Genomic DNA, 13,236 nt, shown 5'->3' with positions numbered 1-13,236 from the left:
TTTTATTATTTCAGTAAAAAAGGCGCAATCGCTTTTTGCCAAATGGCATAGCCTTTTGCGTTCATGTGTAAATTATCTTCCAAAAAAATATCGTTCATAACAGTGCCATCGGCATTAAACATTTTATGGTATACGTCAATAAAGGCCGTTTTCTTTTGTTTGGCCAGGAATTTTTTAATCAACGTATTGCCAGCTGTCATTTTTGGCCACAAGTGTTTTCGGCTAGGGCTTGGCTTCATTGAAACATAGGCTATGGATACCGTTGGCAGCTGCTGCCTTATCAGGGTAAATAGTTGCTTAAATCTGTTAAAAACTACTTTTCCGTTTACGGTGGTATCCGAACCAGCCAGGTCATTTTCGCCGCAATAAATTACTATCTGTTTAGGCAGATAAGGGATAATGATATCATTGGCAAAATGTATTACATCCGGTAACGAAGACCCGCCAAAGCCCCGGTTAACAATGGGATAATCAGGAAAATAACTTTGCACATCTTTCCATTTCGTAAAGGAAGAACTGCCAACAAAAAGTATGGCATGCTTCGGTGGAAATGCTGTACTGTCCTGTTCTTTGAAGGACTGAATATCATTGTAGAATGGCTCTGTTTGGGCCTTTACAGGCATCACGGCCGTCAGCAAAATATATGCAAGGAATATTAATTGATTTTTCATAATTACTCTGATTTAATCGGCGTGCTTTTTTGAGAAACGCCGTTTTCATTAATGGCTTCTATGCTGAAATAATAGGGTTTCTGGTTGTCCATTGTTTTTAACCAATATTCATTGTTATCGTGCACCATAATACATGTGTACAATTTATCCGGGTTAGTGCCATAATAAATATTATAAGCAAACGCATTGTCAACAGGTCTCCATTTTATATAGGCACTACGCTTGTCTTTTTCTGTGCGCAGCACAATAAAATTTTGCACGGCAGATGGCTTTGCTCCGTGTCCATTGCCAAAAACACGCAAGCCGCTGATCGCAAATTTGCCTGTGGGCATGTGGATGTTTTCCAGCTTAATAAACCTTGCTTCTACCGGTTGTTCTAGCTCGATATAGTCATGCGGCACATCTGTTTTATTATTGCTTTTATCTTTTAGTATGTTCCACTTTTTACCATCCAGTGAATAGTATAATTTGTATTGATGAAATACGCCGAGTGACTTTCCCAGGAAGGAACTGTCCACATCCTGGTCAGCATAATTAATTTGTATTGCTTTAACGGTTGACAAATTGCCGAGGTCACTTTGAATAAACTCACCTTTATTGCTGGTAGCAGCGCTCCAGTAGGTTCTTATGCTTTCATCCACTGCATTGTTTGCATAATAGCTGGCTAAAGTAGAGGAAACCACAACAGGCTTTTTATAATTCAGCAACATCCATTCTGGCCTTCCGCCTGGCGATGTTGCACCTGGCAAATAGTGCGGATAATCTCCAAATGCCGCATTGCACCACATCACATCATCTTTATCGAAGCGCGCAGGCCAGATGCCAATCCTTCTTTCAAAAGTATTTTTTACGCAAATGATAGACGTTGACACATGCCAGTAATTGTTGTTGACATCTTTAAAGGTAGCGCCATGGCCAGCTCCCCTGGAAAAGCCACCAGGCTTGTAACTCAGCGGATCTGATTGGGGTGTAAACGGCCCCAGCGGGTTATCGCCTACCACTACACCGTCGGCGTAACCGCTGAACTCTGTACCGGGTGCGCCGTATTGCAGGTAATATTTTCCATTGTGCTTGTTCATGGTAGCACCTTCAATAAAAGGATCCAGAAAAGTATTGTCGGTGTTTTCGCCAAAGCGTTGCCAGCCATAACGATCCTGTTCCAGGAAATACATTTCCTTGCGATAAGCAATAGGAGCCAACGTGTGCCGGTTAAGCTCAATGCCATACAAGGGATACCGGTTACTGCTTCCGTTGTACATGTACAATTTTCCATCATCATCGGTAAAAAAGCTGGGATCCCAACCACCCATTTCAAAAGAATCTACGAGTGGCTTCCAGTCATTTGCTTTGGGATTGGTACTCATCCAGATGGTGAATTTGCTGGTATAGGTTGAACCAAAAACAATCATGGTATCGCCGATGATGCCAACAGCGGGAGCGCACAATTCATCATACACGCCTCCGTTCCAGGGGCGTAGAAATTTTTTGGAAATGAATTTCCAGTTTAGCATATCGCTGCTCCACCAGTAACCCCATTGATTGGTACTGAACAAATAATAATCGCCTTTGTAAGTAACAATCACCGGATCAGCCGTAGCCCGATGCCGGCCCCATTCACTGAAATTGGGAATGGGCGTATAGCCGTAATCTATATTGATGGGGTTACAATAGGTTTGTTGCTTGTACTGGGCCTGTAAATTATAAGCGCCAAACAGGAGGCCAATGCTTAATAGTAGTACAACTTTTGAACGGAGCGCCGCAACGATGTTGAATTGAAAAACTGAAGCTGGTAACATAATTATTTGTATGTGGTATATTTTGCTTTTGGTTTAAAAAGAACATGATCGAGACTCCATTTGCCGGGGCCTGTAAAGAAGAATAGAAGTCCGAATAATACAAACATAAATGGGTGCTGATCTTCGTACCAGAATTTTCCGTGGCCAATTTTAAAAGTAATATAGGCCATGCTGATGATGAGCATTAAAGCGCTTATCCGCGTGAATAAACCAAGCAGCAATAACAATCCGCACAAAAATTCTGCTGATTTGCCGATGTAAGGCATCAGTGCCGGCGATCCTGAATTTTTAAACATATCCCACTGGGCGTATTCCTTCATTTGCACCGGGTTAAAAACTTCTGCGCCATGGTATATCATCATAGCACCAATGATAATGCGAAGCACGGCGATGATAGATTTGGTGTTGGATGGGATTGGAGAAAACAGGCTTTTCATGATAATCGTTATTTTATGGCCATGTTATTTATTGTATTGCAACGACAAATTGTTTACTGAAAAATGTCTTTCGCAACCGATGTAAAGTTACTGTGCTTGTTTGATATGATGCACTATTATATAGCTACTTCTCAGACTATTATAAACAAATTACCTTCATTACCATTGCAGCAAAATTGCTTCCTTTTTGTAATCCAAAATAACATTCTGTTGAGCAGCTATTTTTTCTGCGCTTCTCAGCTGTTTAAAAAAAGCAGGGTCATAAATGTCTGCCATGTTCTCGAGCCCGTCCAAAACTTTGGTATGGGTTTCCCACAATGTATATTGTTGCGCATATACACTTAATTTATTGGCTGCATTACCAAATCCATGCAATACAATTTGTATTTCTTTAAAGACAGAATTAAAATTGCCCTCCTGTTTTGCAATTTGCAGTTGCTTCTTTTCCGGATCAAATGAAATGAGGCGCCTGGCATACTCTTGCTGTTGATAGCCAAACCCATCTCCCGCATCTTCGTACAACATAAAACTGTTTTTTGCTGTGCCATTGTAGATGTGCAGGTACAGTGTGTCAGATGCCTTGTCTTTGGTGGATTGAACCGTGCTTTGCAATGGAATAATGGAAGATACTTTTACAAATATGGGCAGCTCGTATACCGGCACTTCTTGCGACCATTCTTTTTCCCCTGTCAACTTTTCATCCGTGTAAAAGTTAAACCAGTCGCCTTTGGGCAGATACATTTTTTTCATTTTATCCTGGCTGGTAAGTGGTACCACCATCAGTGCATCGCCAAATAAAAACTGGTACTGGTAATTGTTGCCGTACACTTTATCATCGTGCGGATAATTGATGCAAAGACTTCTTGCAATGGGCAAACCTGTTTGGCTTGCTTCGTAAAAAGTTGAATACATGTAGGGCATCATGCGATAGCGAAAGCCAATGAACGTTTTTGAAATGGCTTCTGCTTCTTCCCCATAAGCCCACGGCTCGCCTGCAGCGCCAAAAAACTCACGGTGGTTTCTGCAGAAAGGTGAAAACACTCCTGCCTCTATCCATCGCTTATACAAATCTTTTGAAGCATCACCAATGTAGCCGCCTACATCATAGCCGCAAAAAGAAATGCCCGATAAACCCAACTGACTATTGAGCAAAACGCCGCTTAGCAATCCTTCATCCTTTGATGTATTATCGCCACTCCATACAGCAGAGTAGCGCTGTACACCAGCGAATCCTGAACGGGTCAATACAAATGGCCGGCGATCTTTTTCATTTTGCAGGCCCGCTTCATAACTGCTTCGGGCCATTTGAAAACCGTAGAGATTTTTTGCTTCCGGTGCATTGGCTTTTCTGCCATCAAAATCAAATAATAAATTATCAGGCAGATAACTGCCTGCAATTGCAGGTTCATTCATGTCATTCCAGTAACCATGTACGCCATTAGCCACCATCCATTTCATTTTACTGCTCCACCAGTTTCTTGTTTTTGGGTTGGTGTAGTCGGGCAGGTAGCAGCGAAGCGGTGCGATTTCTGTTTCAAACAAACTGCCATCCGCATATTTTATAAATACATCTTTTTTTAATCCATCGGTATACGACTCGTAGCTGCTATCGATTTTTACCCCTGGATAAACCGATGCCGTCAATTCGATACGTTGTTTGGCAAGACTGGCAGCCAACCCCGGCAAATCAGGAAATCGTTCGGTATTGGTGCGGAATGGTTGATAGCCTTGCTGATAGTCAGCATCCAGTACTATACAATCCAACGGTATTTTTTTGTTGCGGAAAGTCGATGCAATCCATTCTACTTTATCCTGCGGATAATAGGTGCAACGACTTTGATGATAACCCAGACTCCATATTGGCGGCAACTGCATGCGGCCCGTCAGCGATGTATAATGCTCAATGATTTTAGCGGGCGATTCATCGTACATAAAAAAATAATCCATGTCACCACCTTCGAAACTTACCGAACTGAAGTTGGGTGTAGATGATGCGAAATTGAAAAAACTTTTATAGCTGTTGTTGTAAAACAAGCCGTATACGTCCTGATGATGTATGCCTATATAAAACGGAACGCTTATGTACATGGGCAAGCGGGTGTCGCCATATTTGTAATTGTCAGTGTTGTTCAGCGTAATGCCCATGCCTCTTTTATCCAGATTGCCCAGCGCTTCACCCAGGCCTACAAAACGCTCCCCCTCCTGCAATTTTTTATAGACTGTTACTTTATCTCCTGAAAAGGTGGTGCCAAAGCAACTGCCTTTTACATCTTCGTTGATGACTCGGCCGGCTTTGTTTTTAAATGTTATGGAAAAGGATGGTGCTTTTTCAATTTCTACATTGATAGCATTGGTTGAAAGTAAAATAGTATTGCCTTCTTCTTTGATTGAGTAATTTTCAATTCGTGGAATTTGATTATCGACCAATGAGTAAGAAAAACTATTAAGCGTTTTATTTTTTGAAATCCTGACGCGGATAATGTGATCTGAATACACGTGGATATCAAAAACAGTGTTGGCAGTTTTTCCTTCGATGCCACCAATAACTTTTTTATAGGAGATGATTTTTCCGGTAGTTTTTTGCTGGGCATTGCACCTGGCGGCCATTGCAATTACGCTGCAACACAATACCACCATTTTAATTTTTGCTGCCTGCATGTTGGAATGCTTAATTTTATTTACCCGGACTAACCGGGTGAGCCACCCTTTTGGGGTGACCCACCCGGTTAGTCTTTTATCCACTTACTTTTAAAGCCCAATTTTTTTAGCCCAATTTGTACGTCCGGAATTTTCATAAATAAATTCCATATCAATCCGCTTCTGTAATTTTCTATCATCACTACGATTGGGCCCTGGTCGATGGCTAAGTGGCTTTTTGCGTACCAGTTGTGATGAATGCTAAAGCCATCTGCAAAACCAAATGGTCCCCAGATTTTACTTCCCAGTTCATAATAAAAATATTTTAGTGCTTCCATACTTTCTTTGGGTGTATAAGGCATAGAAGAAATGGCTGCTGTTGGTTGAATTACCCCCTTGTCATTTTCAGGACTGTGTGCTACATATCCTTTATAACTATCGCCCGCGGTAAGACCCCAGCATTGAGCACTGTAGCCTTTGTAATGATTAGGATTTTCAATGCAATAGGCCCGGTTAATGAGTGTATGATTTTTTGTTTGTTCTGCATAGTCGGTTCCGTGATCGTCTTTCAATTCATTTGGATCGATGCCCATGTAAGTGTACTGTTCAAAGAAAAGCGGACCGCCCCGATCTTTATCATAATTGCCAAGGGGCAGTTTGTAACCGTAATACGTCTTTCCGTTTTGCCAGCCAAAACTGCCGCTCCAGGTTGAGTCATACACGTTTCTTGAAATGCCATGATTAGGTGATGCTGCTGATAAGATGTACGTGATTAAACATTCATTATAGCCCCATACCGGAAAGTTCATATCGAAATCATTGCGTGGACTCCAGTGCCAGTAAAGTCTTTTGTTTTCGCCTTTGGTATGCCAGTTCCAGTTAGCGGCTCCCCACATCTGATCAATTCGCTTGCGCAAATATTTCTCAGTAATGGCATCACCGGTAAAATATTCTTTGGCACATAAAAAGCCCATCAGCAGGTAAGAAGTTTCCACTATATCGGCACCATCATCCAGCCGGTCGAACGGTACGGTTTTGCCCGTAGTGCCATTCATAAAATGCGGGTAAATGCCATGGTAACAGTCGGCCCTGTATAAAAAGTCTGCAATTTTTATCAGTCTTTTTACAGCCGTGTCTCTACCAATCCAGCCACGTTGTACTGCAACGATGGTTGATAAAATACCCATTCCGGTGCCGCCAATGGCGCAGTCTTCACCACCAAAAATTGTTTTGCTTAGATTGGGTTCATCCCAGGCTTCATTAATATAATCCCAGTAGGATACTGCATGCACGGCCACATCTCTTTCCCGGGCCAGTCCGCTTACGGGATGCGCATAATGCCAGAAGTAACGAAAAGTCTGCCGCTGTACTATTTCAAGCAATGTGCTGTCAGAAATATTTTTTACAATACCGATGGGATTGACGTTGTTGGGATACCCATCTTTAAAATTTATTTTTTGTGCTGACAGGTGAAGAAAACTGATAATAAATAGCAGCACCAGCAATGATTTTTTTGGCATGGCAATAATTAAAACCGTTTTAAATTTTAAGCAGATTATTCTGGTTCTTTATTTAGAATGTAAGAAATCTACTTATGCAATCGTACAGTATTCAGTTTTTCAAATCTACATAAAATGCTTTGTTGAACTGCGATTTAAACGCCGCTTATTTAACCAATGCATTTTTTGTTTGTCCGGCATAACTGAAGCCGAGTTTATTTAACCCATTGCCTATTTCAGGACAACTCATAAATAATTTCCACAACAAGCCGCTGCGGTAATTTTCTATCATCGCTACAATCGGACCTTCGTCTATGGCCAGGTAATTTTTTGAGTACCAGTTTTTAGTCTCATTGAATGCATCCGTAAAACCATACTCACCCCAGATTTTATCGCCCAAATCATAATAGAAATGCTTTAGTGCTTTCATTGAATATTCCGGCGTATAAGGGAAAGCGGACAAAGCTGCCGTTGGTGTAATAGTGCCTTCATCGTTGGTGGGTGAAAAAGCATTATAGCCATTGTAAGTATCCGATGCGGTGAGTCCCCAGCAGTTTTCGCCGTAACCTTTAAACGCTTTGGGATTATCCAGACAATACGCATGATTAATAAGCGTATGGTTTTTATTTTGCACCCAGTAATCTGCATATTCGTCTTTTAATCCGTTTGGATTCAACCCTAAAAAAGAATACTGTGAAAAGAAAAGCGGGCCACCATAGTCAAAGCCTAACGGTAACGTATAGCCGTAAAATGTTTTTCCGTTTTTAAAGAAATTACTTTGTGCCCAGCCACGGTGATATACCGCCGCAGTTACGGGATACTCTTCAGCACTTGCAGCCAAAACATACATGATTAAACATTCATTAAAACCACGCACGGGAAAATTCATCGCCCAGCCGTTGTTGGGGCTCCAGTGCCAAAACAGAACATCCTGTTCGTGGGTATACCAGCTCCATTCAATACCAGTCCACATCCAGCCTACCTTTGCTCTGAATTCATTTTCCACAGGATTATCCCGGTTAAAATATTGCCGGGCACAAAGCAGGCCCTGGAAGAGGTACGAAGTTTCTACCAAATCGCCGCCATCATCCTTCCTGCTAAACGGAATTGTTTTGCCGGTAGCGCCGTCCATCCAATGTGGAAATGCACCATGATAGGAATTGGCCTTCAATAAAAAGTTCACCATCTTGCGCATAAATTTTGCTGCGGTATCTCTTGTAATCCACCCACGTTCTGTTGCCACAATTACCGCCATAATGCCAAAGCCGGTGCCGCCCGTGGTAACTGTTTCATGACCGTAGCCAGCATCTTCATTGCTTCTTTCCCTGGCCATACCGCTTACCGGGTGAGCAAAATCCCAAAAATATTTGAAGGTTTGTTTTTGTACTACATCGAGCAATGCACTGTCTGATAAATTGGTTTGCCTTGCAGGTGCATTTGCAGCGTGCTGCTTTACTTTCTGTGCACCGCAGGAAATATTCAACAGCAGCAGTGCAATCGTAACCAGCAGTTTTATTTTTTTATTGATCATTGGCTGTCGTTATTGAAATAATTTTATAACACCAGTGTTTGTATGGCATGAGGCAATATAGTTACCTCCGCCGCTGACGTGCCGATGCAAAGATTATAGGTTGTTTTCGCATTGCCCTGGTTCATTACAACTACTACCACTTTTCCGTCTTCATTTTTAAAAGAGGTAGTTAGCAACTGGCTTCGGCTTGCCGCGCTGCTAATTCTTTTTGCACCGGGGCGGATGAATTTAGAAAAATGCCCGATGTAATAATAAGCGTTGGTGTAAATCAGGTCGCCAGTTTTTGTATCAGCATGTATTGGAGCGAAACAAAAATTCTGTACATGGTTAGGGCCCCCGGTTTCATCGAGTAACACATTCCAATCTGTCCAGCCAACAGTACCATTGTTAAAATCATTGATCATAGAGCGGCCATACCGTTCGCCCAGCGCCCAGTTATAATAACCACCTGCCTTAAAACTTTCTGCACAGCCTTCTGTAAATAGTAGGTTTTTATCAGGCCAGGCTTCATGCACCCTTGCCACATTTTCATACATTTCTGTTCCGCCACTCCAGCTTTCATACCAGTGAAAACCCATACCCCATGCATATTTGGAGGCTTCCGGATCACTGAATATCGTGTTAGCCCGTTGCACCATCAGGTCACGGTTATGATCCCATACAATTATTTTCTTATCGCCCAGACCTTCTTTATGCATAGTTGGACCAAGATTGTTCTTCAGAAAATCCCGTTCTTCTTCCGCTGCAAAAACACAGCTCTCCCAGCGTTGTGTGGCCATGGGTTCATTTTGTACGGATATGCCCCAGATTGGAATGCCTTCGCTTTGATAGGTTTGTATAAACTTTACATAATAGTTTGCCCAGGCCTGGTAAAATTCCGGTTTTAATTTTCCACCGTGTGCCAGGTCGTTATTGCTTTTCATAAATGCAGGCGGGCTCCAGGGGCTTGCAAACAATGTGAGTTTGCCACCTGCAGCAGCAATGGCTTGTTTTACAAATGGAATGCGGTACTGCTTATCATGGTTTACATTAAACGACTTTAGCTCTTTATCACCTTCTGTTATGTATGTATAACTGGCGCTGGAAAAATCGCTGCTGTGAATGGTGGTTCTTGCCAGTGTATAGCCTATACCAGTTGTATCGTTATAATACGCCCGTAAAAATTCCCGCTGTTTTGGCTGAGATAATTTGGCAAATGTTTCCGCAGAGGCATCTGTTAACGCACCACCAATTCCGAGGAAAGTTTGAAAAGTTTTTGACGGATCTACAAAAACGCACACCTGCGTTTCAAGTGGCTGGGCCAGTGTTTTGAAAGACAGCGTATCCGTAACTGACAAACGCAGGTTGCTGCTGTCGGCAGTGGAATAAACAATTACTTTTTTGCCTTCGGCAGAAAAAGGTTTGTCATTTGAAACGGCGTTATTGCCGGATGGCTGACTGCATGCGCTCAGCAACAATGCGAGGAAGAGGACAATGTTTTGTTTCATATTTTATAGTTTTAAAATCACCAAATGTATGTTGCGACAGCGCCAGCGGCCAGTTGAGTGGCCACCCATTTCCCATTGTATTTGATGTTAAATGAGATGGTACCAACACCGTCGTTTTCTGCTATTAAAATCTTTTTATTATCGGGAGCCTGAAAAGCTACTGTTTGTAAATTACCTGATACAGTGCTTGCAATACGTATTGATCCGAAAGGTACAAATTTGGATGCATGGGCAATGATGTAATAAGCCACGTTTCGGGAAACGGATGATCCGGTTATTGTTAAAGCACCTTTGCAAGTCGTGCAGCCTCCATCAGTATGCGGGCCGTAATTGCCATCATTGGCCAGGTTCCATTCCAGCGCAGTACGGCTCCAGTTACGCATGGAGCCGATCAATACATTCTTCACATGCCATTTTAAATCGCCGCCAAAATCACCGGTGGATGCGGTGTACTGTTCTGTAAAGTAAAGTGACTTATCAGGATAGGCATTGTGCACAGTTGACAAGGCGCTTATGTCGCCGGCATATAAATGAAAAGCAGATCCACTTACAAATGGGTTGGCCTGTGCATCCTGTAATACGGTTAGCGGATAATTGGGTACATCACAATTATGATCGTAAGTAATTATTTTGGTGGTAATACCAGCAGTCTGAAATGCCGGTCCCAGGCTGCTTTTTATGAAATCGGCCTGTTGCAAAGCCGTCATTACAAGGCTGGGATTATTGTTGGGATTGAGCGGCTCGTTTTGTGGCGTAATGGCGTCAATGGTAATGCCTTCCGACTTCATCTGCTGAATGTATTTTACAAAATACTGCGCATACACGTTGTAGTTAGCAGGCACTAAACTACCGCCTTTAAAGCTGTTGTTATCCTTCATCCAAACCGGCGCCGACCATGGTGTTGCCAGTATTTTAATATTGGGATTGATGGCCAGTATCTCTTTTAGCAATGGTATCAGATCTGTTTTATCCGGGTTAAGACTAAAGATTGCAAGGTTTACATCCGTTTGCCCTGAGGGCACATCATCATAAGTAAATGTGGTAGCATTTAAATCTGATGCGCCGATGCTGATGCGTAAGTAATTAACGCCAATACTGCCGGATGAAGTCCCAAACAATTCCTGCAGCAAGCTGGCCTTGGCAGCAGCTTCCATGCGGTTAATTACATAAGCACTGCCGCCTGTGAGGGTGTACCCAAAGCCTTCAACAGCCTGGTAACGTTGGGCAGAATCTACTTCAATATTTACATTACTGTTTGTAGTTGTTACAAATGAAAGTACGGCTGTTTGCTTTTGAAGCAATATCGTTTGATCTGATTTTGTCAGCCAGCAATCCATGTCATTAGTAGGTGTAACAGGTGGTACAACCGGAGGTACAACGGGTGGCGTAGTTGTGCCACCAGACTTTGAGCAACCGACCTGCGACAGCAGCATGACAGCCAGTAACAGGAGGTAATTTTTTTTACTATTCATAAGTTATTTTATACTATTCGTATTTTATTTTAATGCCGCTTACAGGTAGGGAGCTTTAAATCCAAGCTTTAACATACCTGCTTTTACTTCCGGGCAACTGGTAAACAGTTTCCACAATAATCCTGTTCTGTAATTTTCAATCATCACAATGATTGGTCCCTGGTCTATTGCCAGTGTTGAGTTGGCAAACCATACATTTTTCAAACTAAAGGCATCATAAAATCCATACTCACCCCATAACTTATCGCCCAGTGTATAATAAAAAAAGTGCAGTGCTTTCATCGATTCCGCTGGTGTATAAGGCAAAGAAGAAATAGCCGCCGTTGGTGCGATAACACTTACATCGTTGGTCGGAGAACTTGCATTGTAACCATTCTGAATATCGCTTGCGGTAAGTCCCCAGCAGCTGCTGCTGTATCCGTAATTACCCTGTGGATTGGCAACGCAATAACTGTAATTAATCAGCGTATGGTTTTTGGTTTGCGTAGTATAGTTGGCATAGCTATCAGTTAACCCATTGGGATTGATCCCTAAAAAAGAATAATGAGAAAAGAACAACGGACCTCCTTTTTCAGGTCCTAACGGCAACGTATAATTGTAGTAACTGTTGCCGTTGGTAAATCCTGGTGCGCCGGCCCATCCAATTTTATACACGGTGTCTGGTATAGTATGTGTTGCTGAAGATGCGGCAAGCACATACGTTATAAGGCATTCATTCCAGCCCTGTATTTTTACATTCATATCCCATGTATAAATATTGCTGTAGTGCCAGTACAATACATCCTGGTTGTTTTGACGGAACCAGTTCCATTCTACACCATTCCATAAAATATTTATGTCGTTTCGCAAATTGGCTTCTCCCGCGTCTCCACCATTAAAATACTGTCTCGCTGTAAGCAAGCCTTGCATTAGATACGCTGTTTCAACAAGGTCAGCACCATCATCTTTGGTACTAAATGGCTGGATGGCCCCGGTAGCGCCATTCATCCAATGTGGAAAAGCGCCATGCACTTTTTGTGCTGTGTTTTTTAAAAAACCCACGATGGTTTGCATACGGGCAAGTCCTTCGGTCCTGGTAATAAAATTTCTGCTGATTGCTGTTACTATCGCCATTACGCCAAATCCCGAACCACCTGTGGTAACAATATCGCCGGAAGTATTTCTTTCCCTCGCCAGCCCACTTACAGGGTGGCCAAAATCCCAGAAATATTTAAAGGTTTGCTGTTGAATTTTATCCAGTAATAAAATGTCGCTGATAACAGGAAATTTATTGGTAGAATCGATTTGGGTATTAAAATTTCTATCCACCGCCGTAGCAAGTCCACCGCTGCTGGCCGATTGAAGTGTTGTTGTTATTTTTAAAAAATATTTGGAAAGATATTTTAATGGCGAAGCCGGTTGGATCAATAACACTGAATCATGATTCGATAAACTGGTAGTTATTGCTGCAGCAGCGCCACCTGCATCTGTAAGCAAAACGGCAGTTGCAACAGTGCTTGGTTTTACCGGCTGGGTAAACTGTACTTTTAATGTGGGCTGAACAGTTGAGCCATATACTGTATTATCCAGGGCAATTGCATTAAGATAAATGGTGCTTACTTTTATCGCAACAGCCGGTGGGGTTACAACTACAGCATCTTGGCTTTTGCTGCACCCCAACATAAGCAGGCAACTAATTAAAACACGTATCCTGTTATTTTTCATAC

The 13,236-nt window shown here is 42.3% G+C and carries 9 protein-coding genes; all 9 read right to left on the bottom strand.

The features are described from left to right. Positions 1-5 precede the first annotated feature (5 nt). Entirely contained in the window at positions 6-671 is a 666-nt protein-coding gene (locus tag QWZ08_RS18945; protein ID WP_290339100.1) for a GDSL-type esterase/lipase family protein, read from the bottom strand. A 2-nt stretch (positions 672-673) separates the two neighbouring features. After that, entirely contained in the window at positions 674-2,467 is a 1,794-nt protein-coding gene (locus QWZ08_RS18940; protein WP_290339099.1) for a family 43 glycosylhydrolase, read from the bottom strand. A 2-nt stretch (positions 2,468-2,469) separates the two neighbouring features. Then, positions 2,470-2,904 carry a DoxX family protein gene (locus QWZ08_RS18935; protein WP_290339098.1) on the bottom strand — a complete coding sequence of 145 codons (435 nt, stop codon included), beginning with the start codon at positions 2,902-2,904 and terminating at the stop codon, positions 2,470-2,472. Between the two features lie 159 nt (positions 2,905-3,063). Then, positions 3,064-5,562: a glycoside hydrolase family 31 protein gene (locus QWZ08_RS18930; RefSeq protein WP_290339097.1), complete on the bottom strand. Its 2,499-nt coding sequence runs from the start codon at positions 5,560-5,562 to the stop codon at positions 3,064-3,066. A 68-nt stretch (positions 5,563-5,630) separates the two neighbouring features. Further along, the gene (locus tag QWZ08_RS18925; RefSeq protein WP_290339096.1) at positions 5,631-7,061 is read right to left on the bottom strand and encodes a glucoamylase family protein; all 1,431 of its coding nucleotides are present in this window, start codon (positions 7,059-7,061) and stop codon (positions 5,631-5,633) included. Positions 7,062-7,206: 145 nt separating this feature from the next. Further along, positions 7,207-8,571 carry a glucoamylase family protein gene (locus QWZ08_RS18920; RefSeq protein WP_290339095.1) on the bottom strand — a complete coding sequence of 455 codons (1,365 nt, stop codon included), beginning with the start codon at positions 8,569-8,571 and terminating at the stop codon, positions 7,207-7,209. A gap of 23 nt (positions 8,572-8,594) precedes the next feature. Continuing rightward, positions 8,595-10,058 (bottom strand): glycoside hydrolase family 30 protein, encoded by a 1,464-nt coding sequence (locus QWZ08_RS18915; RefSeq protein ID WP_290339094.1) that lies wholly within the window; start codon positions 10,056-10,058, stop codon positions 8,595-8,597. A gap of 17 nt (positions 10,059-10,075) precedes the next feature. Continuing rightward, the gene (locus QWZ08_RS18910; RefSeq protein WP_290339093.1) at positions 10,076-11,530 is read right to left on the bottom strand and encodes a glycoside hydrolase family 30 protein; all 1,455 of its coding nucleotides are present in this window, start codon (positions 11,528-11,530) and stop codon (positions 10,076-10,078) included. Between the two features lie 39 nt (positions 11,531-11,569). Continuing rightward, positions 11,570-13,234 (bottom strand): glucoamylase family protein, encoded by a 1,665-nt coding sequence (locus QWZ08_RS18905; RefSeq protein ID WP_290339091.1) that lies wholly within the window; start codon positions 13,232-13,234, stop codon positions 11,570-11,572. Positions 13,235-13,236: the final 2 nt, after the last annotated feature.

This window comes from Ferruginibacter paludis (assembly GCF_030409685.1).
In the GTDB taxonomy this organism is placed as follows: Bacteria; Bacteroidota; Bacteroidia; order Chitinophagales; family Chitinophagaceae; genus Ferruginibacter; species Ferruginibacter paludis.
This window is presented reverse-complemented; position numbering and strand designations above follow the sequence as displayed.

What these genes read in the sequence shown, in the direction of transcription:
- QWZ08_RS18945 (WP_290339100.1), bottom strand. Translation starts at nt 671, where the DNA reads ATGAAAAATCAATTAATATTCCTTGCATATATTTTGCTGACGGCCGTG.
- QWZ08_RS18940 (WP_290339099.1), bottom strand. Translation starts at nt 2,467, where the DNA reads ATGTTACCAGCTTCAGTTTTTCAATTCAACATCGTTGCGGCGCTCCGT.
- QWZ08_RS18935 (WP_290339098.1), bottom strand. Translation starts at nt 2,904, where the DNA reads ATGAAAAGCCTGTTTTCTCCAATCCCATCCAACACCAAATCTATCATC.
- QWZ08_RS18930 (WP_290339097.1), bottom strand. Translation starts at nt 5,562, where the DNA reads ATGCAGGCAGCAAAAATTAAAATGGTGGTATTGTGTTGCAGCGTAATT.
- QWZ08_RS18925 (WP_290339096.1), bottom strand. Translation starts at nt 7,061, where the DNA reads ATGCCAAAAAAATCATTGCTGGTGCTGCTATTTATTATCAGTTTTCTT.
- QWZ08_RS18920 (WP_290339095.1), bottom strand. Translation starts at nt 8,571, where the DNA reads ATGATCAATAAAAAAATAAAACTGCTGGTTACGATTGCACTGCTGCTG.
- QWZ08_RS18915 (WP_290339094.1), bottom strand. Translation starts at nt 10,058, where the DNA reads ATGAAACAAAACATTGTCCTCTTCCTCGCATTGTTGCTGAGCGCATGC.
- QWZ08_RS18910 (WP_290339093.1), bottom strand. Translation starts at nt 11,530, where the DNA reads ATGAATAGTAAAAAAAATTACCTCCTGTTACTGGCTGTCATGCTGCTG.
- QWZ08_RS18905 (WP_290339091.1), bottom strand. Translation starts at nt 13,234, where the DNA reads ATGAAAAATAACAGGATACGTGTTTTAATTAGTTGCCTGCTTATGTTG.